The 26,522-nt window shown below is 63.1% G+C and carries 28 protein-coding genes; 14 read left to right on the top strand and 14 right to left on the bottom strand.

All coding sequences use genetic code 11. The annotated features are described in order from the left end of the window. Positions 1–131: 131 nt before the first annotated feature. A complete protein-coding gene (panC, locus tag AC2TC0_RS01860; RefSeq protein WP_484715788.1) occupies positions 132–971 on the bottom strand; it encodes a pantoate--beta-alanine ligase in 840 nt (279 codons plus the stop codon). A gap of 81 nt (positions 972–1,052) precedes the next feature. Here panC and AC2TC0_RS01865 point away from each other — a divergent pair, with 81 nt between their 5' ends. The 5 genes from AC2TC0_RS01865 (at position 1,053) to AC2TC0_RS01885 (ending at position 5,399) form a co-directional block, all read left to right on the top strand. After that, positions 1,053–1,874 carry a division plane positioning ATPase MipZ gene (locus AC2TC0_RS01865; protein WP_484715789.1) on the top strand — a complete coding sequence of 274 codons (822 nt, stop codon included), beginning with the start codon at positions 1,053–1,055 and terminating at the stop codon, positions 1,872–1,874. Between the two features lie 248 nt (positions 1,875–2,122). Beyond that, on the top strand, positions 2,123–2,935 hold the full coding sequence (gene lptB, locus AC2TC0_RS01870; protein ID WP_484715790.1) for an LPS export ABC transporter ATP-binding protein: 813 nt from the start codon (positions 2,123–2,125) through the stop codon (positions 2,933–2,935). 40 nt (positions 2,936–2,975) lie between these two features. Then, entirely contained in the window at positions 2,976–4,439 is a 1,464-nt protein-coding gene (gene rpoN, locus AC2TC0_RS01875) for an RNA polymerase factor sigma-54 (protein WP_484715791.1), read from the top strand. A gap of 128 nt (positions 4,440–4,567) precedes the next feature. Then, entirely contained in the window at positions 4,568–4,693 is a 126-nt protein-coding gene (gene ykgO, locus AC2TC0_RS01880; protein ID WP_003046794.1) for a type B 50S ribosomal protein L36, read from the top strand. Positions 4,694–4,787: 94 nt separating this feature from the next. After that, positions 4,788–5,399 carry an HAD family hydrolase gene (locus AC2TC0_RS01885; RefSeq protein WP_484715792.1) on the top strand — a complete coding sequence of 204 codons (612 nt, stop codon included), beginning with the start codon at positions 4,788–4,790 and terminating at the stop codon, positions 5,397–5,399. Between the two features lie 8 nt (positions 5,400–5,407). Here AC2TC0_RS01885 and AC2TC0_RS01890 read toward each other — a convergent pair whose 3' ends face one another. Further along, positions 5,408–7,483 carry a S9 family peptidase gene (locus tag AC2TC0_RS01890; RefSeq protein ID WP_484715793.1) on the bottom strand — a complete coding sequence of 692 codons (2,076 nt, stop codon included), beginning with the start codon at positions 7,481–7,483 and terminating at the stop codon, positions 5,408–5,410. Positions 7,484–7,653: 170 nt separating this feature from the next. Beyond that, positions 7,654–8,427: an SDR family NAD(P)-dependent oxidoreductase gene (locus AC2TC0_RS01895; protein ID WP_484715794.1), complete on the bottom strand. Its 774-nt coding sequence runs from the start codon at positions 8,425–8,427 to the stop codon at positions 7,654–7,656. Positions 8,428–8,579: 152 nt separating this feature from the next. On the opposite strand from AC2TC0_RS01895, the gene AC2TC0_RS01900 reads away from it, so the two are divergent. The 5 genes from AC2TC0_RS01900 (at position 8,580) to AC2TC0_RS01920 (ending at position 13,204) form a co-directional block, all read left to right on the top strand. Then, positions 8,580–10,400 carry an aminopeptidase P family protein gene (locus AC2TC0_RS01900; protein ID WP_484715795.1) on the top strand — a complete coding sequence of 607 codons (1,821 nt, stop codon included), beginning with the start codon at positions 8,580–8,582 and terminating at the stop codon, positions 10,398–10,400. 7 nt (positions 10,401–10,407) lie between these two features. Continuing rightward, a complete protein-coding gene (locus tag AC2TC0_RS01905; protein ID WP_484715796.1) occupies positions 10,408–10,869 on the top strand; it encodes an acyl-CoA thioesterase in 462 nt (153 codons plus the stop codon). A gap of 273 nt (positions 10,870–11,142) precedes the next feature. Beyond that, positions 11,143–11,595: a hypothetical protein gene (locus tag AC2TC0_RS01910; RefSeq protein ID WP_484715797.1), complete on the top strand. Its 453-nt coding sequence runs from the start codon at positions 11,143–11,145 to the stop codon at positions 11,593–11,595. Next, positions 11,592–12,581, top strand: a complete 990-nt coding sequence (gene ribD, locus AC2TC0_RS01915) for a bifunctional diaminohydroxyphosphoribosylaminopyrimidine deaminase/5-amino-6-(5-phosphoribosylamino)uracil reductase RibD (RefSeq protein WP_484715798.1) — start codon at positions 11,592–11,594, stop codon at positions 12,579–12,581. The genes AC2TC0_RS01910 and ribD overlap by 4 nt, the downstream gene beginning before the upstream one ends. An 8-nt stretch (positions 12,582–12,589) precedes the next feature. Then, positions 12,590–13,204: a riboflavin synthase gene (locus AC2TC0_RS01920; RefSeq protein WP_484715799.1), complete on the top strand. Its 615-nt coding sequence runs from the start codon at positions 12,590–12,592 to the stop codon at positions 13,202–13,204. A gap of 128 nt (positions 13,205–13,332) precedes the next feature. Here the strand turns inward: AC2TC0_RS01920 and AC2TC0_RS01925 are convergent, their stop codons facing one another. The 6 genes from AC2TC0_RS01925 to AC2TC0_RS01950 form a co-directional block, all read right to left on the bottom strand. Next, positions 13,333–13,812, bottom strand: a complete 480-nt coding sequence (locus tag AC2TC0_RS01925) for an MmcB family DNA repair protein (protein ID WP_484715800.1) — start codon at positions 13,810–13,812, stop codon at positions 13,333–13,335. A gap of 133 nt (positions 13,813–13,945) precedes the next feature. Continuing rightward, positions 13,946–14,458 (bottom strand): single-stranded DNA-binding protein, encoded by a 513-nt coding sequence (gene ssb, locus AC2TC0_RS01930; protein ID WP_484715801.1) that lies wholly within the window; start codon positions 14,456–14,458, stop codon positions 13,946–13,948. A 36-nt stretch (positions 14,459–14,494) separates the two neighbouring features. Beyond that, a complete protein-coding gene (feoB, locus tag AC2TC0_RS01935; protein ID WP_484715802.1) occupies positions 14,495–16,357 on the bottom strand; it encodes a ferrous iron transporter B in 1,863 nt (620 codons plus the stop codon). Next, on the bottom strand, positions 16,354–16,599 hold the full coding sequence (locus AC2TC0_RS01940; RefSeq protein ID WP_484715803.1) for a FeoA family protein: 246 nt from the start codon (positions 16,597–16,599) through the stop codon (positions 16,354–16,356). Before AC2TC0_RS01940 ends, feoB begins: the two co-directional genes overlap by 4 nt. A 59-nt stretch (positions 16,600–16,658) precedes the next feature. Then, the gene (locus tag AC2TC0_RS01945; protein ID WP_484715804.1) at positions 16,659–17,324 is read right to left on the bottom strand and encodes a COQ9 family protein; all 666 of its coding nucleotides are present in this window, start codon (positions 17,322–17,324) and stop codon (positions 16,659–16,661) included. A 9-nt stretch (positions 17,325–17,333) separates the two neighbouring features. Beyond that, complete coding sequence (locus tag AC2TC0_RS01950; RefSeq protein ID WP_484715805.1) at positions 17,334–18,251, bottom strand: DMT family transporter; 918 nt, start codon at positions 18,249–18,251, stop codon at positions 17,334–17,336. Between the two features lie 61 nt (positions 18,252–18,312). Between AC2TC0_RS01950 and AC2TC0_RS01955 the strand changes: the two genes are divergently transcribed. Beyond that, positions 18,313–19,404, top strand: a complete 1,092-nt coding sequence (locus AC2TC0_RS01955; RefSeq protein WP_484715806.1) for an alkene reductase — start codon at positions 18,313–18,315, stop codon at positions 19,402–19,404. An 85-nt stretch (positions 19,405–19,489) separates the two neighbouring features. On the opposite strand, the gene AC2TC0_RS01960 is transcribed toward AC2TC0_RS01955, so the two are convergent. From AC2TC0_RS01960 to AC2TC0_RS01975, 4 genes are all read right to left on the bottom strand, one after another. Then, complete coding sequence (locus AC2TC0_RS01960; protein ID WP_484715807.1) at positions 19,490–20,110, bottom strand: hypothetical protein; 621 nt, start codon at positions 20,108–20,110, stop codon at positions 19,490–19,492. Positions 20,111–20,114: 4 nt separating this feature from the next. Next, positions 20,115–20,540 (bottom strand): 6,7-dimethyl-8-ribityllumazine synthase, encoded by a 426-nt coding sequence (gene ribH, locus AC2TC0_RS01965; protein ID WP_484715808.1) that lies wholly within the window; start codon positions 20,538–20,540, stop codon positions 20,115–20,117. A 3-nt stretch (positions 20,541–20,543) separates the two neighbouring features. Then, positions 20,544–21,845, bottom strand: a complete 1,302-nt coding sequence (gene ribB / locus AC2TC0_RS01970) for a 3,4-dihydroxy-2-butanone-4-phosphate synthase (RefSeq protein ID WP_484715809.1) — start codon at positions 21,843–21,845, stop codon at positions 20,544–20,546. A gap of 81 nt (positions 21,846–21,926) precedes the next feature. After that, positions 21,927–22,541, bottom strand: a complete 615-nt coding sequence (locus AC2TC0_RS01975) for an ankyrin repeat domain-containing protein (protein WP_484715810.1) — start codon at positions 22,539–22,541, stop codon at positions 21,927–21,929. Between the two features lie 103 nt (positions 22,542–22,644). Between AC2TC0_RS01975 and AC2TC0_RS01980 the strand changes: the two genes are divergently transcribed. From AC2TC0_RS01980 to AC2TC0_RS01990, 3 genes are read left to right on the top strand one after another with little or no spacing between them, the layout of a single operon-like run. Then, positions 22,645–23,247 (top strand): SCO family protein, encoded by a 603-nt coding sequence (locus AC2TC0_RS01980; RefSeq protein ID WP_484716456.1) that lies wholly within the window; start codon positions 22,645–22,647, stop codon positions 23,245–23,247. Continuing rightward, on the top strand, positions 23,244–23,681 hold the full coding sequence (locus tag AC2TC0_RS01985; RefSeq protein ID WP_484715811.1) for a YcgN family cysteine cluster protein: 438 nt from the start codon (positions 23,244–23,246) through the stop codon (positions 23,679–23,681). The genes AC2TC0_RS01980 and AC2TC0_RS01985 overlap by 4 nt, the downstream gene beginning before the upstream one ends. Then, positions 23,662–24,378 (top strand): M48 family metallopeptidase, encoded by a 717-nt coding sequence (locus tag AC2TC0_RS01990; RefSeq protein WP_484715812.1) that lies wholly within the window; start codon positions 23,662–23,664, stop codon positions 24,376–24,378. The genes AC2TC0_RS01985 and AC2TC0_RS01990 overlap by 20 nt, the downstream gene beginning before the upstream one ends. Here AC2TC0_RS01990 and AC2TC0_RS01995 read toward each other — a convergent pair. Beyond that, positions 24,375–26,423: a transglycosylase domain-containing protein gene (locus tag AC2TC0_RS01995; RefSeq protein ID WP_484715813.1), complete on the bottom strand. Its 2,049-nt coding sequence runs from the start codon at positions 26,421–26,423 to the stop codon at positions 24,375–24,377. The genes AC2TC0_RS01990 and AC2TC0_RS01995 overlap by 4 nt on opposite strands. Between the last annotated feature and the right edge of the window lie 99 nt (positions 26,424–26,522).

Consider the following 26,522-nt stretch of genomic DNA (forward strand, 5'->3'; position numbering starts at 1 on the left):
CGTCCCCCCCAAGCCCGAACACACCGGGCTGACAGAGGGAAATTTGCCGAGCGTGGTCAACAAAAGGTTAACGCCGCTAGCAGAAATTTTGATTTCGGTATTAACTGTATGAAAAAAAGTTGTTTAATCCGTTAACCAACCGGCCAATTGTCGATCAATCGGGTGCGCCCGAGGCGCGCCGCAGCCAGCAGGCGCGCCGGTTCACGCCAAGTTTCGAGCCGTTGGAGCGTGACCGCATCGGCGAGCGCAATATAGTCGATGCTTTCAAAGCCGCCCGCCAAAATGGTAGCTTCGGCGCCCGCCAATGCTTCCGCGACAGGGGTCCCCGCCGCAATTGCGCCCGCGGCTTCCTTAAGCGCGCGCGGAAAGGCCGCTGCCGCAGCGCGCTGCCCTTCTGACAGATATGCATTGCGCGACGAACGGGCGAGCCCGTCGGCCTCGCGCACGATAGCGACGCCGTGCACCGCAACCGGCAGGTCGAGGTCGGCGGTCATCCGGCGGATGATGGCGAGTTGCTGCCAATCCTTTTCACCGAACAGCGCGATGTCGGGCTGAACCTGGTTGAAGAGTTTGGTGACCACGGTCGCCACGCCGTCGAAATGGCCGGGCCGCGCCGCGCCGCAAAAATCATCACCGAGCCCCGCGACTGCAATATGGGTAGCATGACCCGCCGGATACATGGCGGCGACATCGGGGGCCCACAGCAGCGACACCCCGGCATCGATCAGCAGCGCCGCATCGCGGGCCTCGTCACGCGGATAGGCGGCAAAATCCTCATTCGGTCCAAACTGGGTCGGATTGACGAAGATAGAGACCGCGACATGATCGGCCTTGCGCCGTGCCTCAGCGACCAGCGCCAGGTGCCCATCGTGCAGCGCGCCCATTGTCGGCACCAGCGCCAGTGTCGCCCCCTCCGTGCGCAAATGCCGTACGGCGCTACGCAGCGCGCTCACTTCACGGATGATTTGCACCGCTTCGCCTGCTCCTCTAACACCAAGCTCGTCCAACCCGCGCGGACTTTTAAGCCCGCAAGTTACAAAGCCGCAATGCCCATGAACCCAGCTAGCCCGCATGTCATCCTGTTCGCCAACGAGAAAGGCGGGACAGGCAAATCGACCTGCGCAGTGCATTTTGCTGTGGCCTTGTCCGCCATGGGGTGGCGCGTCTCGGGCATCGACCTTGATTCGCGCCAGCGCACCTTTCACCGCTATCTGGAAAACCGCCAGCGCACGGCGGCGCGGCGCGACATTGATTTGCCCAGTCCACGCTTTGACGTGTTCAATGGCGATTCGATTGCAACGCTGGACAATCAGTTGGGCACGCTGTCGGCTGACTGCGATTATTTGGTCATCGACACGCCGGGTCGCGATGACAAATTCACCCGTTATCTGGCAACGCGCGCTGATACATTGGTTACTCCCATCAACGACAGCTTTATCGATTTCGACCTGATCGGCGAGGTGGACCCGGAGGATTTTCGCGTCATCCGCCCCAGCTTCTATTCCGAGCTGATCTGGGACACGCGCAAAGCGCGCGCCAAGGCGGATGGGCGCACCATCGATTGGGTCATCCTGCGCAACCGCTTGCAGCATGTCGAAGCGCGCAACATGCGCCGCGTCGGCGATGCCCTGGACCAGCTGGCGCGGCGCGTTGGCTTTCGTGTGATCCCCGGGCTGGGCGAGCGGGTGATTTACCGCGAACTGTTTCCGACCGGGCTGACTTTGCTCGACAAGGCGCATTTGGGCGGCCTTGCCATTGCACATGTGGTCGCGCGTCAGGAATTGCGCGAGGCGCTGGCGGGACTTAACCTGCCGCAGCGCGAACGCATGCACCCCGATGGCGATTTGTTCGCACCGCCGGTCGCCGCGGACTAGGCCAAGGTCGCTAGCAGCATCGCGGTTTGCAACAGCAGAATCAGCATGGCCTCGGCGCGCAAGCGATAATCGGGACGGTCAGTCTCAAACATTAGCGGGAGCATGGCGCCAACAGCGTGGCGTGTCGCAGCCAAGCCCGCCCGATCTGGCGCCGTTTTGGTATACCAAGCAAAAATCCTGCCAGATTGACCTTTGCCGCGCCGCTGGGGTAACGCAGCGCCAATTCAATTCAGGCAGCAAGCAATTCCATGGCCGACAGCGAAATCACCACTTCCGCGTCCAGCAGCACGCATGGCGTTGCCGAAAATGTCGCACACGCGCACGAGGATGCCGTGCGCGGCAACGGCCTTGCCGTCATCAGCATCGCCAAAAGCTATGACAAGCGTGTTGTTCTGTCCGATGTTTCGCTATCGGTTGCAAAGGGCGAGGTTGTTGGCTTGCTCGGCCCCAATGGCGCAGGGAAGACCACTTGTTTCTATTCGATCATGGGGCTGGTCAAACCCGATGCTGGGCGCATCATGCTGGACGGCGCCGACATTACGCAACTGCCAATGTATCGCCGCGCGATTTTGGGGCTGGGCTACTTGCCCCAGGAAACTTCGATATTTCGCGGGCTGACGGTTGAACAAAATATCGCGTCGGTGTTGGAGCTAAGCGAACCTGACAAGGCGGCGCGATCCGAAAAGCTGGAGCGGCTGCTCGACGAATTCGGCCTGACGCGATTGCGCGAATCGCCGTCGATGGCGCTGTCAGGGGGCGAGCGCCGCCGCGCCGAAATTGCCCGCGCGCTGGCCGCCGACCCGTCAATCATTTTGCTCGATGAACCCTTTGCCGGCATCGATCCGTTATCGATCAGCGATATTCGCGATCTGGTGGCAGATTTGAAGACGCGCGGCATCGGCGTGCTGATCACCGACCATAATGTGCGCGAGACGCTGGAACTCGTCGACCGCGCCTGCATTATTTATGACGGCAAGGTGCTGCTCGCTGGGTCACCCGCCGAGCTGGTGGCTGACGCGGATGTGCGGCGGCTGTATCTGGGCGAAAGTTTTTCGCTGTGAGCCGATCCGGGCGCGGCAGCTGACGGCGGAGTAACCAAGGATGGCGCTCGGTCCCCGCCTTGACCTTCGCCAGAGCCAAGCGCTGGTGATGACGCCGCAGCTGCAGCAAGCAATCAAGCTGCTCGCGCTGTCCAACCTCGAGCTTGAAGATTATCTCAGCGACGCGTTGGCCGCTAACCCGCTGCTCGAGATGGATGGCGGCAGCGGCGACGCCGACAGCGAGGTGAACGACGACACTGCATTCGAGGCACCGACCGTCGCAAATGATGGTGCGGCCGATACGATGCTGAGCGGTGATGCGCCGGTAGCCGACGATCTGGACGTCGATTTCGGCACCGAAACCTTTCACCACGATAGCCTGAGCGACAGTGCAGTGTCCGGCGGTGGTGATGGCGAAGGCGTGGATTTCGATGGCTTTGCCTGTCCTGAAGGCAGCTTGTGTGACCATTTGCTGGCGCAGGCCGGCCAGCGGTTTTCGGGGCTGGACCTGCTGATTGCCGAACAGATTATCGGTCTGATCGACGAGACCGGTTATTTACGGGCCGATATTACCGAACTGGCGGACAGGCTGGGGGTGGCGCGCGCGGCGGTCGAGGCAATGCTGGCCGAGGTGCAGCGCTTCGACCCCAGCGGCGTGGGCGCACGCGACCTCGCCGAATGCATTGCCATTCAGGCGCGCGAGGCCGACCGTTATGATCCCGCCATGGCGACGCTGATTGCGCACCTCGACTTGCTGGCGAAGGGTGCCCTGCCCCAGTTGAAGCGCATCTGCGGTGTCGATGATGAGGATATGGCAGACATGATCCGCGAACTGCGCGGCTATGACCCGCGCCCGGGGCTGCGGTTCGGGACCGTCACCGCTGAGCCGGTGGTTCCCGATGTATTTGTGCGGCCGGTCAAATCCGGCTGGGCCATTGAAATCAACGGCGCGACGCTGCCGCGGCTGTTGGTCAATCGCCGCTATTATACCGAACTGACCAAAGGCGCGGCGACGCAGAGCCGCGCGTGGCTTTCAGAGCAGCTTGCCGAGGCCAACTGGTTGGTGCGCGCGCTCGATCAGCGCCAGCGCACCATCGTCAAGGTCGCTAGTGAAATTGTGAAGCAACAGGATGGCTTTTTTCGCAACGGGGTGAGCGCTATGCGCCCGCTGACACTGCGGCAAGTGGCTGAGGCCATCGGCATGCACGAATCGACCGTCAGCCGCGTCACCAGCAACAAATATCTGTCCTGCCCGCGCGGCGTGTTCGAGCTCAAGTATTTCTTTTCGAGCGGGATTGCCGCGACTGACGGCGAAGGGGCAGCATCGGCGGAGGCGATCAAGAGCCGTATCCGCGCACTGATCGAGGGCGAAGATGGCAAGGCGATCCTGTCCGACGATGCTATTGCCGCGCTGCTGGGGAAGGAGGGGCATGACATTGCCCGGCGCACAGTGGTCAAATATCGCGAGGCGATGGGGATTGGCTCGTCGGTCCAGCGGCGGCGACAGAAAGCGCTTGCTGGCTGATTTTTGTTCACGCCGAGGGCATGAACCCCAACAAAGCCGCGGTTCATGTCTTGGTTGCGGTTGACAATCACCGCTTTGCCCCATAGGTGCGCCGCTTCGCGTGCAACGCCATATATTCGGAACCAGCCATGAAGATTCGCAACAGCCTGAAATCGCTGAAGGACCGCCACCGGGACAACCGCGTGATTCGCCGCCGTGGCCGGACCTATGTGATCAACAAGACCAACCGCCGGTTCAAGGCGCGCCAGGGCTAATGCCGCTGGCCGGGGCATATTTGCCCCGCCCGCTATTGTTGAAAAGCGTTACGCCGTCGGAAGATTCCGGCGGCGCTTTCGCGTGGTTGCGCGCATGATCGCCCGCTGTGTCATCTTTGACGTTGGCAAAGTGCTGTTCCAGTGGGACTTGCGTCATTTGTTCACGAAACTGATCGCCGATCCCGCCGAACTCGAATGGTTTGTAGCGCATGTCGTCACGCCCGAATGGCATTTCCAGCACGACGCCGGGCGCCCACTGGCCGAGATGGTGCACGAGTTGAAGGCTGAATTTCCTGCGCATGCCGCGTTGATCGACGCTTATGCGACGCGGTTCAACGAGACCATCCCAGGGCCCGTGCCGGGCAGCCTAGAGCTGGTTGAGCGGCTCGACGCGGCGGGCGTGCCTTTGTTCGCCATCACCAATTTCGGGCATGAATTCTGGGAAATGTTCCGTCCGACCCAGCCGGTGTTTGACCGCTTTCAGGGCATTATTGTGTCGGGGACAGAGAAGCTGGTGAAGCCCGACCCGGCGATCTACGCGTTAGCTATCCAACGATTCGGCATTGACCCGGCAGGCGCATATTTCATCGACGACATTGCCGCCAATGTGGCCGGAGCGGAGTCGCTGGGAATTGCGGGGCATCACTTTGTCGACGCTTCCGAGTTAGCCCGCGACCTTGCGGCGCGCGGCTATTTGCCGGACTGAGCTGTCCCCTACTTCTCCACCCCCAGCTGCGTCAGCACGAAGGCAAATTCCTCGGCATCTTCGCGCAATGCGCCCCAGCGACCCGATTTGCCGCCGTGACCCGCGCCCATATTGGTGCGTAGCAGCAGCGTTGCGTCATTTGTCCGGCGCGCGCGGAGCTGGGCAACCCATTTGGCGGATTCCCAATAGGTCACGCGCGGGTCGTTGAGACCCGCCGAAACGAGCATTGGCGGATAGGCTTTGGTCCCCACATTTTCATAAGGGCTGTATGACAGCATATAGTCGAACGATGCCTTGCTGGTGATCGGATTGCCCCATTCGGGCCATTCGCCCGGCGTAAGCGGCAGCGTGTCGTCGGTCATCGTGTTGATAACATCGACGAAGGGCACCCCCGCGAGCACGGCACCCCACAGTTCGGGCGCCTCGTTATAGACCACGCCCATAACCTGTCCGCCCGCCGAGCGGCCTTCGATACTGATCTTGCCCGCGCTTGTATAATTCTCCGCGATCAAGCCGCGCGCCACGTCTATGAAATCATTGAAGGTATTTTTGCGCTCGAACATCTTACCGGCGAGATACCACTTGCGCCCCAGATCATCGCCGCCGCGCACATGCGCGATGGCGTAGATCATACCGCGATCAACCAGGCTGAGGCGGCTCGTCGAAAAGCCCGGCGGCACGCGATAGCCATAGCTGCCATAGGCATAGAGGTGAAGCGGCGCCGAGCCGTCGCGCTGTAGCCCTTTTTTGTACATCAGCGATACCGGCACCATGGTGCCGTCACGCGCCTTCAAGCTAACCCTTTCGGTTATATACTGGCTCGCGTCATACCCCGAAGGGATTTCCTGGACCTTTAGCGTCGCGAGCGTTTTCGCCTTCACGTCATAATCATAAACTGTATCTGGCGTGATCATCGATTCATAATCGATGCGCAATTTGTCCTGATGATATTCGGGATTGTCGCCCAACCCTGCAACATAGGTCGTTTCAGGAAATTTGATTCGTCCCGCCACCGTCGGCGCGGCATAGCTGCGCAAGTCAATCTGGTCCAAGCCACCCTCGCGCGTCTCAAGCACGAAATAGTCCCGAAAAATGGATAGGTCGGTGATGTAGACATCGTCTGACCCGGCGATCAGCGTCGTCCAATTATCGGGCGTATCAAGGCTGGCGGTGGCAACACGGAAATTGGGATGTTCGTCGTTGGTGAGGATATAAAGCGTTTTCTCACGCACATCGACGCTGTATTCGCGGCCTTTTTGTCGTTTCGACACTAGCATAGGCTGCGCATTCGGTTCGTCGACAGGGAGCAAATAAACCTCACTGGTTTCATTGTCGCCGGTGGCGATGACGATATAGTCGTCGGCGGCGGTGGTGCCGATGCCGACGCCGAAGCCAGGGTCGGCTTCCTTGAAAATCTGCACATCTTCGCTTTGTTTGGTGCCGATGACGTGCATCCAAACATTGTCGGTGCGCCAATTTTCGTTGGCGAGGCCATAGAGCAACACATTGTTGTTTTCAGCCCAGACCAGCGACGACAATGTGCCAGGTATTACATCGGCTAGCATCGCCCCGGTCGTCAGATCACGAAAACGAACCTCGAAGCGTTCGGAGCCATTATCGTCGACGCTGAACGCCAGCAGCTTGCCGTTGGGACTGACCGAGAAGGCGCCAAGGCGGAAATATTCCTTGCCCTCGGCTAGCGCGACCTCGTCTAAAATCAGCTGCGCATCGCCGCCCGAGACAGGCTTGCGATACCATTTCTTATATTCGGCACCCTCCTCATATTCGACCCAATAGAGGTAATCACCATCCTTTTGGGGCACGCTGGCGTCGGCTTCCTTGATGCGTCCACGCATCTCCTGAAACAACCGCTCGGTGAGCGCCGCATGCGGTTTCATCACCGCATCGAAATATGCGTTTTCGGCATTCAGATAATCGAGCACCGGCTGGTCATCGATCTTGGGGTAACCCTGATCCTTGAGCCAGTGGTAATTGTCGACCATCGTTACGCCGTGGCGCACCATATTGTGCGGGATTTTCTTGGCAATTGGGGGCTGGACGGGTGATGCGGTCGGTTCGGTCATGGGGGCTTTCTGGGCAAGGGCAGGGGCCGAAAAGGCGGCAGCGACGGCAAGGGCAAAGATGGCTGTAGCACGCATCAATTCAGGCTCCGGCAGGATCAACCGCCGGTCATTGGCACAATCTGCCGCAGTGCGGCTAGCGGATTTTTCCGGCTGCGATAAAGGCGGCGCGCCTAATACAGGCGCGAATGCTGACCGCCTTGAACCGGGATGGCGGCACCGCTAATAAAGCTCGATTGGTCAGAGAGCAGAAATTCGATCGCGTCGGCGACGACGTGCGATTCGCCGAGCTTTCCCGATGCGGTATATCGTTCGAGCAGCTTTTCGAACAGCGCCGGTTCGGCTTCGGCATAGGGATCCACCATTTCCGAATGGCAATAGCCGGGGCAGATGGCGTTCACGCGGATGCCCGCCTGCGCATAATCGATCGCGGCGGTCTTGGTCAGACCAATGACGCCCCATTTGCTGGTCACATAGCCGCAATTGCCAATGTCGCCGCCGTTCAGGCCGTACATCGACGAAATGTTGATAATCGAACCGCCGCCGCTCGCGAGCATTGCAGGGATTTGAGCGCGCATGCTGGCGAAGACCCCGGTCAGGTTGATGTCGATGACGCTGTGCCAGTCCTCGTCGGAAAAGTCGGCGACCGGCTTAAACATACCGCCTGTTATGCCCGCATTGTTCACCGCGCCGTCGAGCCGCCCAAAGCGATCAACAGTTTTCGCGACCATCGCATCGACATCGGCCTGAACCGTGACGTCGCTTTGGATGAACATTCCTTCGCCGCCGGCCGCTTCCATTTGCGCAACCACGGCATGGCCCTGTTCCTCGCGCCGCCCGGTGATGGCGACCTTGGCGCCCTTGCTGGCCAGCGACACCGCCGCGGTCGCGCCAAGGCCCGATGTCGCCCCCGTGATCAGGACGACCTTGTTCTGGAAACCGCTCATGATTCTCTCTCCGCTGCTTTGCCGGGCAGCAAAGGCTGTGGTGGTGAGCCGCCCCGCGGGACTATGCGGACGCGGCAACACCGTGGCAAATGCTTTCCCTTGGAGCGTGCGGCAGCTATGCTGCCACCATCAACGCAACAGTCTGGAACCCCATGTCGCCACATTCTGCCCGCCTTGCCGCACTGCGCGCGCAGCTCACCGCCGACGGCCTCGATGGCTTCGTCGTCCCCATCAGCGACGAACATATGTCCGAATATGTCGGCGACTATGCGCAGCGGCTGGCGTGGTTGACGGGCTTTGGCGGGTCGGCGGGGACGGCGGCGGTGCTGGCCGACAAGGCGGCGATGTTCACCGACGGGCGCTATACGTTGCAAGTTCGCCAGCAGGTGAGCGGCGCGGATTATGACTATGTCGATGTGCCGGTGTCGAGCGTGGCGGCGTGGCTGGCCGACAATGTGTCGGCGGGACAGCGGATTGGCTATGATCCATGGCTGCACGGCGTTGACTGGGTAAAATCGACCGCCGCCCAGCTCGCCGCCAAGAGGGCCGAGTTGGTCGCAGTGGCGCGCAACCCCATCGATGCGGTGTGGAACGACCGCCCCGCGCCCAGCGCCGCGCCGGTGGCGGTGCACAGCGATGCGCTGGCGGGGCAGAGCGCGAGCGCCAAGCGCGCCACCATCGCGGACTGGCTGAAGGCCGAGGGGCTGGACGCGACCGTGATGACCGCGCTCGATTCGGTCGCCTGGACGTTCAACCTGCGCGGGGCGGATGTGGCGCGGACGCCGGTGGGGCTGGCCTTTGCCATCATCCACGCCGACGCGACCGCCGATTTGTTCATCGCGCCCGACAAAGTGACTGACCCGGTGCGCCAGCATTTGGGCAATAGTGTGCGGCTGCACGATTATGGTGCGTTGACCGCGGCATTGGCGGCGATGCAGGGCAAGCGCGTTGCCACCGACCCCGAGCGCGCGGTCGCGGCGATCTTTAAGGCGCTGGAGGATGGCGGAGCGACCATCGTGCGCCGCCGCGACCCTGCCGTGCTACCCAAGGCGTGCAAGAATCCTGTCGAGATCGCCGGCATGAAAAATGCCCATGTACGCGACGGCGTTGCGGTGACGCGTTTCCTGCGCTGGCTGGAGGGCGCCACCCCGGCGGGCGGGCTGACCGAGGCAAGCGTTGCCGACAAGTTGCGCGGCTTTCGTGAGATGAGTGGCGATTTGAGAGATTTATCGTTCGACACAATCTCCGCAGCGGCGGGCAATGCGGCGAGCCCGCATTACCGCTTCGACCCGGAAAATAGCGCGCCTTTGCCAATGCAGGGGATTTACCTCGTTGATTCGGGTGGCCAATATCCCGATGGCACGACCGATATCACGCGCACCGTCGCGATTGGCGAGCCAACCGCGGAAATGAAACGGCGCTTCACGCAGGTGTTGAAGGGTCATATCGCGCTCGCCACTGCGCGCTTTCCGGTTGGCACGCGCGGCAGCCAGCTCGACACGCTGGCCCGGCAATTTCTATGGGCAGACGGGGTCGATTATGCGCATGGCACCGGCCACGGCGTCGGCACCTATCTGGCGGTACACGAAGGGCCCGCGCGCATTGCCAAGCCATCGGGCGGGCAAGCTGGGACCGAAGAGCCGCTGCACGCGGGGATGATTCTGTCGAACGAGCCTGGTTATTATAAGACCGGCGAATTTGGCATCCGCATCGAAAATCTGGTGCTGGTGGTACCCGCGCCGCTGGCCGATGCTGAACAGCCGATGCTGGCATTTGAAACCATCACATTCGCCCCGATCGACAAGACTTTGATCGACGCGGCGCTGATGTCGCCTGCGGAAATTGCCTGGTTCAATGCCTATCACGCCGATGTTTTTGCCAAGTTGGCACATGGAATGAATGATGAAGAGCTGGATTGGTTAAGAAGCGCGACAGCTCCGCTCGGCATCGCGCAGCCAGCGCTCGCCGCCTGAACCCGTCATGGATGATCGCTTTCACGCCGTCCCCAAGGCGCAGTTCCGCATGCAGCATGATGCGCGCGTGCGCTTCAACGAGCTCGACCGCACCGGTGTGGTCTATAGCAGCAACTATCTGGTCTATGCCGATCTTGGCTTGACCGAATATTTCCGTGCACTGGGCGAAGGATTGCCCGAGCAATATTTCCAGCAATATCTGACCGATATTGTCGTGGTGAATGCCGAAATTGATTATCATGCCCCGGCGCGGCTGGACGAGATCGTTACCATCGGCGCGCGCGTGGCCTGGTTCGGACGCGATCAATTCACGCTGCATTGCGGGATGTTCCGTGGCGACGAGCGGCTGTGCGACGTCACGCTGACCTTTGCCCACGTCGGCCTGGACAGCGGCGAAACCGAGCCATTGCCCGGTAGCTTTATCGCCGAGGTGCGGCGATTCGAAGCGATAATGCCCGACCAGAGCTAAAGGAGCGCCGGCGGAGGGCGCCGCGCCCAAGAAAAAAGGGCCACCCGAGGGTGGCCCTGTGAAAGTTTTGGGAGAGGATGCCTGAAAGGCAAGGCTGATATTGCAGTGCAGCATTCATTGTGCAACTGCGAAATGCACATTCACAATTGCAGAATTTGCAATCGCATTTTAGCAAGCAGCGGCGTTCGGTGCCGGTTTATCCTGAGCAGATGGGAATGACGGCTTGCGCATCAATGTCTGGCAACGCCGCGCCGAATCGCCTAAATCATGGTCATGCGCATGTTTGGCAATTGGGATGTAGCGGGCGGGGCGAGTGATTTCTGGGCCTATATCCGTGAACCACGCCCACACCGCTGGCCGCTGCTCGGCGTTGCGGCCGCACTGGCGGCGGTTGTTTTCTGGGGTTTTTCCGAGAAACTGATCCGTTACGATCCGCCCCGCGCGAGCATCGTCTATTTCGAGAGCTGGAAGGCCGATCGCAGCGATGCCGAAGTGCGCGCCGACTGGATCGCGCGCGCCAAGGAAACCACCCGGCGCAACGCCGAGCGGCGGCGCAATTACCAGGAACTCGCCAAGTCGCTTGGCATCGAATATGATTCGACCGAGGCCGACAAGCTGACGCGCGAGACATTGGGGGCCGAAGCCGACGCAATTGGCAAACGGCCCGAAGTCAAGCGATCCACCCTGGCCGAGCGCGCCGCGCGCGGCGCACCACCGCCGCGTTGAGCAAGGCCGCAGACCCGGATGACGCCCGCTGGATGGCAGCCGCGTTAGCGCTGGCGGCGCGCGGGACAGCGCGGACGACCCCCAATCCCAATGTCGGATGTGTGCTGGTGAACGAAGGCCGAGTCGTCGGGCGCGGGTGGACTCAGCCCGGCGGCCGCCCGCACGCCGAGGCGATGGCGCTGGCCGAGGCGGGAGCGGCGGCGCGCGGTGCCACCGCATATGTCACGCTGGAGCCATGTGCGCATGTCAGCGAGCGCGGGCCTGCCTGTGCGAACAGTCTAATCGCGGCAGGGGTTGCCCGCCTGGTGGCCGCGCTGGCCGACCCTGATGTGCGCACAGCCGGACAAGGTATTGCACGCCTGCATGCCGCCGGTGTGGAGGTGATCGAAGGCATTGGCGACACGGCAGCGCGCGCTAGCATGGCCCCGTGGCTGTCGCGCGTCAGGCGCGGTCGGCCCTTCATCACGCTGAAAATCGCAACTTCACTGGACGGGATGATCGCGCGCGCGGATGGCCAGAGTCGCTGGATCACTGGCGAGCGAGCACGGGCGCATGGACATCTGGAGCGCGCGCGGCACGATGCGATCTTGGTCGGGCGCGGGACTTTGGAAGCCGACGCCCCGCTTCTTGATGTCCGTCTGCGGGGGCTGGAGGGGCGCAGCCCACAGCGACTAGTGCTTACCAGCGGTAGTGCGCCCAAGGGCTGGACTACGGTTGCCAGCCCCGAGGCGACCGATAGGCTGCTCGGCGTCGAATCGCTGCTGGTCGAAGGCGGAGCGCAGACCGCCGCTGCTTTCCTGCGCGCAGGGCGCGTTGACCGGCTGCTGCATTATCAGGCCCCGATCCTGATCGGTGCAGGGCGCAGCGCGCTGTCCGACCTTGGCCTCGACGACCTGGCGGATGCGCACGGACGCTGGCAGCTCAGCGACAACCGGATGCTTGGCAGCGACCGGCTGGCCGTCTACGACGCGGTGCGAGAGGATTGAGCCCAACCATGTTTACCGGCATTATCACCGACATTGGCACCGTTCGCGCGCGCGAGGAGCGTGGCGATTTGCGGCTGGTGATCGGCACCACCTATGACCCGGCCGGCATTGCGATCGGGGCGTCGATCGCCTGTTCGGGGGCGTGCCTGACGGTCGTGGACAAGGGCAGCGACGCCGATGGGCACTGGTTCGCGGTCGATGCCAGCGCCGAGACGCAGGCGCGTACCGCGCCGGGGATGTGGGATGCCGGCGTCCGCCTGAACCTGGAACGCGCGCTGAAAGTCGGCGACGAGTTGGGTGGGCATATCGTTACCGGCCACGTCGACGGGGTGGGCGAAGTGGTCAGCATCGTACCGAGCGGCGACAGCTGGGTGGTCACCATTGCCGCGCCCGCCGAAATCGCGCCCTATCTGGCCGCCAAGGGCTCGGTAACAGTCGACGGCGTGTCGTTGACGGTCAACAGCGTGGCGGATCAGAGCGACGGCCGCGCGCATTTCACGCTGAACATCATCCCGCACACCCGCGCGATGACTACGCTGGACGAAGCAGCACCTGGGCGGCCGGTCAATCTGGAGATCGACGTGCTCGCGCGCTATCTGCAGCGGATGCAGGCGCGGGGTTGACGCGCTGATGTCGGTTCTAGCGCTACAAATTTCGTCATCCCGGACTTGATTCGGGATAACGGGCTCCATTCGCTTGTTATCCCGGATCAAGTCCGGAATAACGAGGATAGGGAATTGCAGGCGCGCGGCTAGCCGTCGGCCCAGTCGGCGGCGAGATCGGGGTCATTGGCGACCATTAACCGCCGCATCGCCAGCCGCGCCACCCGCAGCAGCTCGGCCTTGCGGCGGGCGCTGGCGATTGGCTCGACGGCCGCTTCGCGCACCAGGGCTGCGCCATAGCGATCGGCGATAATCAGCCCCGCCATTTCGGGGCGGTAGGGCGGCGTATCGAGGATCGCGGGATCTAGCCCGTCGGCGAGCGCCCAATAAAAGCGGTCGCACCAGTCGCAATAGTCGGGCCATTTGCCATCGCCGTGCAGGTCGGCGCGGCTGACCTTGACCTCGACTATGCTAATCTGCCCCATGGCATCAATGGCGAGCAAGTCGGCACGGCGCCCGTTGGGCAATGCCACTTCGGGGATAGCCACCAGCCCCGCTTGCGCGAACAGGCGGGTAACACCGCGGCAGACATCTATGGCGGTGATGGATTGGCTTGCTGGTTGAGCCAAAGATTCCCCCTACCCCGCTTGCCCTGGCTCCCGATGGGTCGCTGTCGAAGGGCTGTCCTTTATTACCACCATCGACAGAAAGAACGGTCCTTCGACACGCTCAGGACGAACGGTTTTGATGGCCTAGCAGTGCTCAGAACGGCACATCATCATCGAGATCGTCGTCAAACGGTGCGCGGCCGCCCGACCCGCCCCCGCTGCCGCCCGACGGCGCTCCGCCGCCTTGATCCCAGCTGCTGCCGCCACTGCCGCCGCCATTGCCCCAGCCGTCGTTGCTGCGCGCGCCGCCGCCGGGTGCGCCATCGAGCATAGTCAGCGCTCCGCCCATGCCCGCGACCACGACTTCAGTGGTATAGCGGTCATTGCCGTCGCGGTCCTGCCATTTGCGGGTGCGCAAGGATCCTTCGATATAAACCTTGCTGCCCTTTTTCAGATAGCGTTCGACCACGCCGACCAGCCCGTCGCCATTGATAACGACATTGTGCCATTCGGTGCGCTCCTTGCGCTCGCCCGACATGCGGTCCTTCCACTGTTCGGACGTGGCAATGCGAATGTTGGCGATTTTGCCGCCGTTCTGAAAAGATTTGATTTCGGGATCGGCCCCCAGATTGCCGATCAAAATGACTTTATTGACGCTGCCAGCCATGGCCCCGTTTGCTCCCCTTTGGAAATTTGATGGGATTCACCCTAGCCCAAGGGCGACCGCTGTCCAGTAGGTGATGCCTGCCGCCACATAAGCGAGCAGAAAAAGATAGCCCACCATGAACAGCGGCCATTTCCACCCGCCCGTTTCGCGGCGCGTGACGGCGATGGTCGAGATGCATTGCGGCGCGAACACGAACCAGGCGAGGAAGGCAAGCGCGGTGGCCAGCGACCATTTGCCCGCCAGCGTATCACCCAGCGCGGTTGCCATGGCTTCCTCGTCATCCCCCGCATCGACCGCATTGGCGGTGGCGAGCGCGGCGACCGCTACCTCGCGCGCTGCCATGGCGGGAATCAGTGCGAGGGCAATGTCGTGGTTGAAGCCGATAGGCTTGACGACGACTTCCAACCCCGAAGCGATGCGGCCAGCGACGCTGTAATCAACCTGGCTGACCTCGCTGCCCGGTGGCACCTTCGGATAAGTGAGGAGCAGCCACAGGACGACCGTGGTGGCAAGAATGATGGTCCCGGCGCGGCGCAGGAAGGCCCAGGCGCGCTGCCACAGGCCCAGCAGAACATCGCTCGCACGCGGCATTTGATAGCGCGGCAATTCCATCATCATACCCGCCGTATTCCCCTTGGTGACCGTGCGGCGCAGCACCAGCGCGACGAGCAACGCGCCGACGATGCCAAACAGATAGAGGCCAAACAGCACCAGCCCCTGCACTCCCACAGGCGAGCCGCCCACATTAGTTGCGGGAATGAAGGCGGCGATAATGACCGCATAAACAGGCAGCCGTGCTGAACAGGTAATCAGCGGGGCGACGAGGATGGTAGTCAACCGGTCCTGCGCATCAGGCATGGCGCGTGTCGCCATGATGCCGGGGATGGCGCACGCAAAGCTGGACAGCAGCGGAATGAAACCGCGCCCCGACAGGCCGACCTTGGCCATCAATCCGTCCATCAGAAAGGCCGCGCGCGTCATATAACCCGACGCCTCGAGCAACAGGATGAAGAGGAACAAGATCAGAATTTGCGGCAGAAACACAACCACCGAGCCGACCCCGCCGAGCAAACCTTCGACAATCAACCCGCGCCAAAAACCGTCGGGCATGGCATCTACAACCAGTCCCTGCACCATGCCAATGCCGCCTTCGAGCGCGTCGGCAAAGGGCGTTGCCCACGCAAACACAGCCTGAAACATGACGAACAAGAGCGCGAGTAAAATGGCAAAGCCAGCGACCGGATGCAGCAGCACGCGATCGAGCGCATGCGTCCAGCGGCGCGCGGGGGCCTCACGGACGATTGCCTTGCGCGCAAGGGCGCGGGCCTGATGATGCAGCGCGCGTTGATCATCGTTGGTGGCAGGCGCGGCGGCTGCGTCCCGCTTCAGCACCCCATCGAGCGCATCGAGCAGCGCGTCGAGCCCGCGTTTGCGCACCGCGACAGTCGGCACGACGGGCACGCCGAGCCCGGAAGCGAGCACAGCAGCATCCAGTTCCAACCCGTCGCGCGCGGCCATATCGACCATATTGAGCGCAATCACCACGGGCAGGCCCTGGCCGATCAGCTCGAGCGCGAAGCAGAGATGTTGATCAAGGTTTCCTGCATCGACGACAATAATCAATCCATCGGGGCGGCGTTCGCCCGCCTGTTGGCCCAGTACGACATCACGGGTGACCGCTTCGTCGAGGCTGGCGGGCGTAAGGCTGTAGCTGCCCGGCAGGTCGATGAGTTCAAGCGGGCGGCCGTCGGCAAAACTCGTACGGCCGCTGTGCCGTTCGACCGTGACACCAGGATAATTGGCGATTTTTTGGCGCGCGCCGGTTAGTGCGTTGAACAGACTAGATTTTCCGGCATTGGGATTGCCGACCAGCGCTACCAGAGGTGCAGCGGTCGTCATATCTGCTCGACCCGGATGGCGGCGGCGTGGCGCGCGCGGATGGCGATGCGCATCCGGCCAATCGCCACGGCGAGCGGATCGCGCCAAAACATACTGCCCCGATGGAGCGCGGTCAGCTCGACTCCGTCGAGCAACCCCAGCTCACGCAGCCGTCGCCCTTCGGCAACGTCCAGTGCGTCCCAGTCGATGGCGATGATGCGGGCGGTTTGACCGAGCGGCAGTCGGTCGAGCGTAGTGTCCATTTGCGAGCGATTATCAATAGAAGCTTGGCTTGGCGAGTCGATAACGTGCGGGACGGTGATTATTTCCCGGCGTAACGCAAGCGGCCGATGAACCGGGTCAGGCTTGGCCGCTCGAGTTTGGCAGCGTTGCGGCGGTGCTTCCAGCTTTCGAATTTCATCACGCCCGCGATGCGACGGGCAAGGAAGGCTCGCGTGTCAGCGTGGCCTTCGCTTTCGTCGTTCAGGAACACCGCCATGGTCGCGGCATAGACGCTGCCGAGAATCGCGCGTTTGCTGTAATGGTTGAAATCGGTGGCAGTGTCGCCTGCCGCTGCCCACATGGTGTCGGCGGCGCGCCAGCCAAGCCGCGCGGCGAGGGCAACATTGGTCGGGAGTGCCAGCACGCCCAACGCCCGGCGGAGCGATTCGCGGTTCGGCGCGAGAATGTCGATCCGCGCTTCGACGAGCGCGGTGATGCGATCGCGGATCTTCATCGCCGCGAGCTGGTCGGCGGGCAAGCGTTCGAGCATTTCGGCATCGACCGCAGCGAACCATGCGCTGACCATATCCGGCGCGCCGCCAGGGAAGGCGAGCTGGGCGACGTCAGGATCAACCCCCGCGTCGCACGCGGCGTTGGCGACAGCAAGCGGCGTGAATCCGTCAAAAGCGGCTGCCTCGGCAATTGCGGCAGCAAGGGCATTGCGAATTTCGTCGAGCGTGGGATCGGCGGGGAGAACGCTGGTCATAGCGGCAATCTAGGCCCGCCCGGGCCTGTCGGCAAGGCGCACGAGTATGAGCGCCGCCATCACCATCGCGCCACCGATGAAATCGAGCGGAGTCAGCGCTTCGCCGAAAGCCCACCAGCCGGCAAAGGCCGACAAAGCGGGCTGGAGCAGCAGCGCAAGACCCAGCACCAGCGGGCTGACATGCGGCATGGCGAAAGTGAGCAACCCTTGCCCCACAATCTGGCTGGTCAGCGCCAGGATGATCAGCGGGGTCCAGTCACCAGGCCACACCCGTTCGCCCGCGTAAATTGCTGCGGGGAGCAGCAGCGCTGCAGCGACGGCGCTGGCGATAGCGAGCGCCATCCAGCTTTCGGTCTGTTCGCGCGCGCGCATCATCGCCACGAGATAGCAAGTGTAGAACAGGCCTGCGAGCAGGCTGAGCAGATCGCCGTTGAAATGACGAGGCGAGAGTTCGAAACTTTGCAGCATCAGCAGCGCGGCGCCGCCGAACGCCAACAGCATGGCTGTTCCCTGCATCGGCGTGGGCAGGCGGCGGGCGAGCACCACACCATAAACGGCGAGCAGCAGACTGGCGCAATTGGCGAGGAGGGTGGCGTTGCCGAGCTTGGTCTGGAAAATACCGAGGTGCCAGGCAATGATGTCAGCGGCAAACAAGGCCCCCGCGATCAGCAATAGCGCGAGCACACCGCCCGACAACTGACGCGGGCGAAACCCGGCGCGCCAGCCGATCAGCGCGAGCAGCGGCGCGGCAAGCGCAAGTCGCCAGAAGCCTGTGGCAATCGGCCCGGTGTCGGCCAGTCGGACGAGCAGCGGGCCGAAGGCGATAGCGACATTGCCGAGGATCAGTGCCGCAAAGGCAAGGCCCGCACTGCCGCGCTTGGCAGGGGCAAAGATTAACTTGTCTTGCGGAGCGCTTGCATCGGTCATGGCGCGCGCTTAGCTGACAGGCAGAAGGTTGCAAACTGCAATGCAAGGAGGAAACGCCCCCATGACCAGCCTGTTCGATCCTATCCAGCTGGGTGCGGTGTCTGCCCCAAATCGCATTTTGATGGCGCCGCTGACGCGCGGGCGGTCGAGCGCGGGGCATGTACCCATCACCGCACTCAAGGCCGAATATTACAGCCAGCGCGCCGCCGCCGGGTTGATTATCGCCGAGGCCACAGGGATTAGCCAAGAAGGGTCGGGTTGGCCCGCAGCGCCGGGCATCTGGTCGGATGAACAAGTCGAGGCGTGGAAGCCGGTGACTGGCGCAGTGCGCGATGCAGGCGGGCGCATCATCTTGCAGCTGTGGCATATGGGCCGCCTCGTCCATTCGGATTTCATGGGCGGCGAGCCACCGGTGTCGTCGTCGGCAACCAAAGCGCCGGGCTTTGCCCACACCGCCGAAGGCAAAAAAGATTATGTCCAGGCGCGCGCGCTGCGACTCGACGAGATCCCGCGCGTCATTGGCGATTATGTCCATGCCGCCAAGAATGCGATGCGCGCGGGCTTTGACGGGGTGCAGATCCATGCAGCCAACGGCTATCTGATCGACCAGTTTTTGCGCGACAACAGCAATTTCCGCGATGATGCCTATGGCGGGCCGATCGAGAACCGTATCCGCCTGCTCGCTGAAGTGACACAGGCGGTGGCCGATACCGTCGGTGCAGATCGCACTGCGGTGCGGCTGTCGCCCAATGGCGAAACGCAAGGGGCCGACGACAGCAATCCAGTGGTGTTGTTCACCGCCGCGGCAGCCGAATTGCAGCGCATCGGCATCGCTTTCCTCGAGCTGCGCGAACAAAAGCCATATGGCGATTTCGGGCAAAGCGATGTGCCGCGCGTGTCGCCCGATATCCGCAAAGTGTTCCATGCGCCGCTGGTGCTGAACCAGGAATATGACGGCGAGAATTTTGCCGAAGATCTGGCGTCGGGTCTCGCCGATGCGATTAGCTATGGTCGTCCGTTTATCGGTGCTCCCGATCTGGTTGAGCGGTTGCGCACCGGCGCGCCCTTTACCCCGTCAAGCCCGCGCGACTGGTATGGGCCGGGCGCCGAGGGCTACACCGACTTTCCGGCGCTGACGGGGGTAGCGGCATAGGTTTCGTTGCGCGCGAAGGGTAAGAAATCACTTCGCTCCCGCCGCCGGTTTCAGCTCTTGCCGGAATAACCACGTTCGGGCTTGGCTAAGCTGTTCCGCCGTCGGCCTTGATAGCGTCGTCGATCAGCCAGGCGCCGATGGGGCCAACGATCGTGCCGCCGAAGCGGAACAGCACGAAAGCGGCGACCAGCAACAGCGCGGGCTGGACGACGATGAGCGCGATCAGGATGAAGAAGCCGATGATGAGCGCGGTCATCAAGCCGTTGCCAAGTTTGGCCTTGCCCTTTTCCCCCAAAGCTACGCTGCGCGGGCCTTTGCTGTCCCACCATTTGCCAGTGACGAAAGTGCCCTTTACGAGCGAGGAAGCGGTTTGTGCGGGACGCTGCATAGGCGGGTCAGCCGGATGCTTGGCGTGCGGCGGTTTGGCTTCGCCCTTGGGTTGCCAAGGTGAGGCTTTCTTCTGAAGCCGCTCACGGATCGGATCGCTGGGCGGCGCGGGCTTGGGCGCAGCCGGATTGGCCGCTGCGGGCGGCGGCGGTTCGGCGCGCTGTTCCTCAAGCCGGTCAAAGCGCAGCGCGGCGTTGCCATGCGCCGCGTCGTGCGCGGCCATGCGTTCGGCGGCGCTTTGCGGGCGTTCGCCGGTTTCACGGTCGATGATTTCGAGCCGCCCGCCGCGCTCGACAATGCGGTAGCGCGAAGGTGGCATCCGGTCAGGCAACGCCGAACCGATACTTGAGCGAAAGCATCGCGAGCGCCGCCTTGGCGGCTTCGCCGCCCTTGTCCTTCAGCGTCTTGTCGGCGCGCACCAGCGCCTGCGCCTCATTCTCCACGGTCAATATGCCGTTGCCAATGGCAAAGCCGTCGAGGCTGAGCGCCATGATCGCGCGCGCACTTTCGTTCGACACGACTTCGAAATGATAGGTTTCGCCGCGAATCACCACGCCGACCGCGACATAGGCGTCATAGCGTCCGGTTTCGCTGGCGAGCGCGATGGCGGCGGGGATTTCGAGCGCGCCGGGAACCGTGACCGTTTCGTGAGTATGTCCCGCCGCGTCGATCGCGCTGCGCACGCCATCGAGCAGCATGTCGTTGATATGCGCATAGAAGCGCGCCTCGACAATCAGCAGATTGGCCATGAATCATTCGCCTCCGGTACCGGGAATGGCGCGTTCGCCGACGATCGACAAGCCATAACCGTCGAGCCCGACCAAGCTGTGGTGTGTGTTGGTCAGCAGCACCATGTCGTGGACCCCCAGTTCGGCGAGGATTTGCGCACCGACACCGTAATCGCGCAGCTCCTCCACCTGTGGGTCGCCCGCCGCTTTGCCTTGGGCGCGCAGCGCCATGAAGCGCGAGACGATGCCCTGCATCGGCTTGTTGATAAGCACAAGCACGCCGCGCCCTTCCTCGGCAATCATTTCCATCGAGCGCGACAACAGCCCTGCGCGTTCGTTGGTTTCACCGAACACATCGACGAACATCGACATGGTGTGCATGCGCACCAGTGTCGGCTGCCCGGGGTCGATATGGCCTTTGACCAGCGCCATGGTTTCATCGCCGGTGGCCTTGTTGAAAAAGGTAATCGCCTTCCAGTCGCCGCCCCAGCGGCTGGTGAAGGTCATTTCGGCGCGCTTTTCGACGAGGTGATCATGTTTGCGGCGATAGGCGATGAGGTCGCGGATCGTCCCCATTTTGAGTTTGTGGAGCCGCGCGAAGGCGACGAGATCGTCCATCCGCGCCATGGTGCCGTCGTCCTTCATAATTTCGCAAATCACGCCCGCCGGGTTGAGCCCGGCTAGCCGCGCGACGTCAACCGCCGCCTCGGTATGCCCCGCGCGCACCAGGACGCCGCCGTCGCGCGCGACCAGCGGAAAGACGTGGCCCGGCGTGACGATATCGTCGCGCGATTTGCCTGCATCGATGGCCACCGCAATGGTACGCGCGCGGTCGTGCGCCGAAATACCCGTTGTCACGCCTTCGCGCGCCTCAATCGACACGGTGAAGGCGGTTTCGTGGCGGGTGCCGTTCGAGCGGCTCATCAGGTCGAGCCCCAATTGGTCGACCCGGCTGCGGGTCATGGCGAGGCAGATAAGCCCGCGGCCGTGCGTCGCCATGAAGTTGATCGCATCGGGGGTGGCCATTTGCGCGGGAATGATAAGGTCGCCCTCATTCTCGCGGTCTTCATCATCGACCAGGATGAACATGCGGCCGTTGCGCGCTTCCTCGATGATTTCTTCGATGGGGACGAGCGCGGGCGTGTCGTCACTGTCGAACAAATAGGCTTCGAGCTTGCGCAGCGTGTCGGCGGTGGGGTTCCAGTCGGGCTGGTCCAGATCGCGCAAGGTATTGGCATGCAACCCCGCCGCACGGGCGAGCCCCGAGCGCGACAATCCGCCTTCGGTGACGAGGCCGCGAAGGCGGGTGATGAGTTCGGTCGACATGATACACACCTTCCACTGTGGAGATGCGTTTCTGTTTCACACTACAGTGTGATTTACAAGGTTAGAATTACATTGAACCGGTCAATTCGGTCCGAACACCGGCCCCAGCGGCCTGGTGGTTTCGTCCTTTGCGTCGAGCAGCGCCAGCATGGTGCCGGTGCGATCGTCACGCTTGGCATAGTCACGCGCCGACAGCCCGGCAATATGGTCGGTTTTGTCCGGATTCGCTCCGCGTTTGACCAGCATGCGCACCATTGCCGCGTCGCGGCGCTGCACCGCCAGAATCAGCGCGGTTTCGCCGCGGCTGTTGGCCTGATCGACCTGCGCGCCGCGCCCCAGCAGCGCTTCAGCGCCGTCGGTAAAGCCGAGAAGCGTCGCATGCATGAGCGGCGTCATCCCCTGGCGGTCGGCGATGCCGGGATTGGCGCCTTTGGCGAGCAGGAAGCGCGTCCAGCTAAGGTCGCGGTTCTTGATGACGATGGCGAGCGCCGTTTCCCCGCTCGACGTATCGCGCGTATTGATAACGCGGGTCGTTTCGTCGTTCAGATACTTGCTCGCCTCGGCCCCGTCACGTTCGCGCACGGCTTTGAGGAAATTATAACTGTCCGAAAATTGCGCGGCGGCGCTGGTGGGCAGGAGCAGCGCCGCGGCGAGGGCGGGAAGGGCAAAACGGGCAAAACGGAAAAATCGCAGCATGGGGCCACCTGACGAATGCTTGATTTTGCCGCCTTACACCAGCAAGGCTGGCGGCATGATGAACCGACTATATGGGGCCTTCGCCCCCCGCCACGCAAGGGTGATGCTAGGAACGGGTGTGCTGGCGCCTATCCTGCTGTTGAGCGCTGCCTGTTCAGGCCCGCCGCCCGAACCGCCGCTGCAGGGTGCGACCATTGGCGGCCCGTTCATGCTGACCGACCAGAGCGGCAAAACCGTACGCGATAGTGACTTTAAAGGGCAATATCGCTTGATCTATTTCGGATACAGCTTTTGCCCCGATGTCTGCCCGGTCGATTTGCAGAAGCTGATGGCGGGGCTGCGTCAGTTCGAGAGCATCGACCCCGAGCGCGGGGCAAAGGTCGCGCCGATTTTCATCAGCATCGACCCTGCGCGCGACACGCCCGAAGCGCTGGCGCCGTTTGTTGCGCGCTATCATCCGCGCCTCTTGGGCCTGACCGGCAGCGATGCGGCGGTGGCCGAGGCAGCCAAGGCGTTTCTGGTGACATATAAGAAGCAGGAGGGCTCCGCCCCCGACCGCTATCTGATGGCACATACGCAGCTCGCCTATCTGATGGGGCCTGAGGGCGAGCCGCTGGCGTTGCTCCCCATCGATGACATCAGCACGCCCGACGACGAGGGGCGGCCCGCGCTGGTCGCCGCCGAACTTGACCGCTGGGTCAAATGAGCGCGGCGACCCGTTGGTGGGATGCGCCGCTGCATACGTTGGACGCCGGGCAATGGGAGGCGCTGTGTGACGGCTGTGGTAAATGCTGCCTCCACAAGCTGGAAGATGAGGATACGGGCCGGATTTATCCCACCAATGTCGTGTGCCGAATGATCGATCCCGCGACGGCGCGCTGCAGCGATTATCCAAACCGCAAGCGCCATGTGCCCGATTGCCTGGCGCTGAGCCGCCACAAGATTGACGAGATCGCGTGGCTGCCGCTGACCTGCGCCTACCGGCTGCGCGCGGATGGCCTGCCATTGCCCAGTTGGCATTATCTGGAAAGCGGGGACCATGGCGCCGTGCACCGTGCAGGGCAGTCGATTGTCGGCTGGACAGTGAGCGAAACCATTGCCGGGCCGCTGGAGCAGCATCTTGTCGAACGCGAAGTTTGAGGCGCTGCATATCGCCGTTGCGGGGCAAGACTGGCCGTTGCGGCTCGTGCGCCACTCTGCCGCGCGGCGGTACCGGCTGGTGTTTGACGCCGTGCGCGGCGAGCTGCGCCTGACCATCCCGCGCCGCGCGAGCGAACGGCAGGCGCTGGCGTGGGTTAAGGACCAGCAAGGGTGGATCGCGGGGCAAGTGGCGCGCGACGAGGGCCCGATTGCGGTAACAGCCGGGGTCAGCCTGCCCGTGCGCGGAACGCTGCGCCGGGTTGAGTGGGACGCGGGCCGGGCGCGCAGGGTGGTGGACGACGGCGCGGCGCTGATGCTGGGCGGCCCCGCCGAAACCGTGGGCCCGCGGATCGGACGCTGGCTGAAAGCCGAAGCGCTGGCGCTGCTTGATGCCGAAAGCCGTACCATCGCCGCCGCGCATGACATTGCCATCGCCAGCGTCGCGGTGGGCGATCCAAGGAGTCGCTGGGGCAGCTGTGCCGCCGACGGACGGCTACGCTATAGCTGGCGGCTAATCATGGCACCCGACGCGGTCCGCCGCGCGACCGTGGCGCATGAAGTGGCGCACCGGGTGCACATGCACCATGGGCCGGAGTTTCACGCGTTGGTCGACGTTCTCAACGGCGCTCCGGTGGCGGGCGCCCGGCGCTGGCTGAAAGCCAACGGGCGCGAACTGCACCGCTACCGCTTTGGCTAGGGCCGGGGCGGAGGCTGCGCGCCCCCGCCTCCGGTTTGTTCGTTGAGCCAATCTTCGTCGAGTTTTGGTTCGACCGGCTCCTTGGGCGGGGCGACGAATTCCCCGCCTTCGCCCGCCTCCGGTTCGACGGGCAACTCGATCGGCATGCCGTTTTCGTCGACATAACCCTCAGCCCCCGGCTCGCCAAAGTAGGCCTCACCGTCTTCTTCCAGCTGCCATTCGGGCAGTACGACCTCGGTGTCAAAGGGCTCGACCGGGCGGCGCGCGACGGCGATGCGCATATATTGCGCAAAGGCCTGTGCCGGGGCGCGGCCGCCTTGGAGCCCGCCGACCGCTTTGGCATCGTCGCGGCCCATCCACACGCCGGTGGTAAGACCGCTGGAAAAACCAAGGAACCAGCCGTCCTTGTTGCTGGTCGTGGTGCCGGTCTTGCCAGCGACCGGGCGGCCGATTTGCGCGGCGCGACCGGTGCCGGTGTTGACCGCAGTTTGCAGCAGGTCGGTGATCCCCGCCGCAACCCAATCATCAACGAGCCGTTGGCCCGCTTGCGGCTTGCGCTGGTAAAGCAGCTCCCCTTCGGTCGTCGCAACCTTGGTGATGCCATAGGGCTCGACCGACACGCCGCGCCGCGCAACCGCGGCAAAGGCGGCGGTCATGTCGATGACGCGAACCTCGGCCGTGCCGAGCACCATCGAGGGCTGGGTATTGACCGGGGTGGTGATACCAAAGCGGCGCGCCATGCCCGCCACCGCCGAAAAGCCGATTTCATCGCCGATCACCGCCGCCACGGTGTTGATCGAATTGGCAAAGGCGGTGCGCACTGTCATTTCGCCCGAGAAGCGCCCGGTCGCGTTGCGAGGGCTCCAGCCGTTTATCGTCACTGGCTGGTCGACCACCTTGTCATCGACGCGCAGCCCGGATTCGAGCGCGGCCAGATAGACGAACAATTTCCACGCCGACCCCGGCTGCCGCACGGCCTGGGTCGCGCGGTTATAATTGGAGCTGACATAGTCGGTGCCGCCAACCATCGCCCGCACTGCGCCGTCACGGTCAAGGCTGACCAGCGCGCCCTGCACCCCGCGCGGAACATTGGCCTGGATCGCGCTGGTGGCGGCGCGCTGGAGATTAAGGTCGAGCGTGGTCCAAACATCAAGCGCCTTGGTGCCTTCGTCGATGACCAGATCGAGCTGGGGAAGCATCCAGTCGGTGAAATAGCGCGCGCTATTTTGGCCGCTTTCCTGCGCCATTTTGACATTTGCAGGCTTGGCGTTGGCGGCTTCTGCGGCAGTCAGAAAACCGGCATCAACCATGACGTCCAAAACGACGCCGGCGCGGCCGAGCGCAGCACGCGGGTCGGCGGTGGGGGCATAGCGCGACGGGGCCTTCACTAGCCCGGCGACTACCGCCGCCTCTGACAGCGACATTTCAGTCGCGCTGTGGCCGAAAAAGGTGCGTGAGGCGGCGTCGATGCCATAGCTGCCGCCGCCGAAGTACACCTTGTTCAGGTATATTTCGAGAATCTGGTCCTTCGAGAATTTCCATTCGAGCGCCATCGCCAGCACGGCTTCGCGCAATTTGCGGACATAGCTGCGGTTGTTCGACAGGAACAGGTTCCGCGCGAGTTGCTGCGAGATGGTGGACACGGCGCGCAGCCGACCGCCGCCGGTCGCGCTCACCGTGACGGCGCGCGCAATTCCGACCGGATCGACGCCAGGGTGATAGCGAAAGCGCCGATCCTCAACCGCGACCATCGCATCCTGCATCACCTGCGGCACTTCGGACAAGGGCAGCCAGCGGCCGTAGTTAGGGCCGAGGGTGAAGAATACGGTGCCATCGACCGCGCGCACGCGAATTGTCTGGCCCGCCGGGGTGCCCTTCAGCTGTTCAAAGCTGGGGATGCGCTGCACCGCGATGCCCACCGCGACGCCAAGTGCGACAAAAGCAACCAAGCCCGCACCCAGACCCCAACGGACGAGGCGGCGCAACCACAGCCGCCAACCGGTCGGCGGCACATCGTCGGGGCGCGGCGCGGTGGGTTTTTTCACACTGCGGCCACCAGCGTCGCCGCCCGTCAATTGTCGCCGTTCACCGCGCAAAAGCCATCATCCTTTTGTCCATCACCCGGTGTGGCCTTGACGCAGCCT

Source organism: Sphingopyxis sp. sgz302558, assembly GCF_057220455.1.

Excerpts from the sequence above, each read along its gene's own strand:
- feoB (WP_484715802.1), bottom strand. The coding sequence starts at position 16,357 with ATGACGACCGCTGCACCTCTGGTAGCGCTGGTCGGCAATCCCAATGCC.
- AC2TC0_RS01910 (WP_484715797.1), top strand. The coding sequence starts at position 11,143 with ATGCGCATGTTTGGCAATTGGGATGTAGCGGGCGGGGCGAGTGATTTC.
- AC2TC0_RS01945 (WP_484715804.1), bottom strand. The coding sequence starts at position 17,324 with ATGACCAGCGTTCTCCCCGCCGATCCCACGCTCGACGAAATTCGCAAT.
- AC2TC0_RS01900 (WP_484715795.1), top strand. The coding sequence starts at position 8,580 with ATGTCGCCACATTCTGCCCGCCTTGCCGCACTGCGCGCGCAGCTCACC.
- rpoN (WP_484715791.1), top strand. The coding sequence starts at position 2,976 with ATGGCGCTCGGTCCCCGCCTTGACCTTCGCCAGAGCCAAGCGCTGGTG.
- AC2TC0_RS01895 (WP_484715794.1), bottom strand. The coding sequence starts at position 8,427 with ATGAGCGGTTTCCAGAACAAGGTCGTCCTGATCACGGGGGCGACATCG.
- ribB (WP_484715809.1), bottom strand. The coding sequence starts at position 21,845 with ATGTCGACCGAACTCATCACCCGCCTTCGCGGCCTCGTCACCGAAGGC.
- AC2TC0_RS01950 (WP_484715805.1), bottom strand. The coding sequence starts at position 18,251 with ATGACCGATGCAAGCGCTCCGCAAGACAAGTTAATCTTTGCCCCTGCC.
- AC2TC0_RS01890 (WP_484715793.1), bottom strand. The coding sequence starts at position 7,483 with ATGACCGAACCGACCGCATCACCCGTCCAGCCCCCAATTGCCAAGAAA.
- AC2TC0_RS01905 (WP_484715796.1), top strand. The coding sequence starts at position 10,408 with ATGGATGATCGCTTTCACGCCGTCCCCAAGGCGCAGTTCCGCATGCAG.
- AC2TC0_RS01885 (WP_484715792.1), top strand. The coding sequence starts at position 4,788 with ATGATCGCCCGCTGTGTCATCTTTGACGTTGGCAAAGTGCTGTTCCAG.
- AC2TC0_RS01940 (WP_484715803.1), bottom strand. The coding sequence starts at position 16,599 with ATGGACACTACGCTCGACCGACTGCCGCTCGGTCAAACCGCCCGCATC.
- ribH (WP_484715808.1), bottom strand. The coding sequence starts at position 20,540 with ATGGCCAATCTGCTGATTGTCGAGGCGCGCTTCTATGCGCATATCAAC.
- ykgO (WP_003046794.1), top strand. The coding sequence starts at position 4,568 with ATGAAGATTCGCAACAGCCTGAAATCGCTGAAGGACCGCCACCGGGAC.
- AC2TC0_RS01980 (WP_484716456.1), top strand. The coding sequence starts at position 22,645 with ATGCTAGGAACGGGTGTGCTGGCGCCTATCCTGCTGTTGAGCGCTGCC.
- AC2TC0_RS01920 (WP_484715799.1), top strand. The coding sequence starts at position 12,590 with ATGTTTACCGGCATTATCACCGACATTGGCACCGTTCGCGCGCGCGAG.
- AC2TC0_RS01865 (WP_484715789.1), top strand. The coding sequence starts at position 1,053 with ATGAACCCAGCTAGCCCGCATGTCATCCTGTTCGCCAACGAGAAAGGC.
- lptB (WP_484715790.1), top strand. The coding sequence starts at position 2,123 with ATGGCCGACAGCGAAATCACCACTTCCGCGTCCAGCAGCACGCATGGC.
- AC2TC0_RS01985 (WP_484715811.1), top strand. The coding sequence starts at position 23,244 with ATGAGCGCGGCGACCCGTTGGTGGGATGCGCCGCTGCATACGTTGGAC.
- AC2TC0_RS01975 (WP_484715810.1), bottom strand. The coding sequence starts at position 22,541 with ATGCTGCGATTTTTCCGTTTTGCCCGTTTTGCCCTTCCCGCCCTCGCC.
- AC2TC0_RS01960 (WP_484715807.1), bottom strand. The coding sequence starts at position 20,110 with ATGCCACCTTCGCGCTACCGCATTGTCGAGCGCGGCGGGCGGCTCGAA.
- ssb (WP_484715801.1), bottom strand. The coding sequence starts at position 14,458 with ATGGCTGGCAGCGTCAATAAAGTCATTTTGATCGGCAATCTGGGGGCC.
- AC2TC0_RS01955 (WP_484715806.1), top strand. The coding sequence starts at position 18,313 with ATGACCAGCCTGTTCGATCCTATCCAGCTGGGTGCGGTGTCTGCCCCA.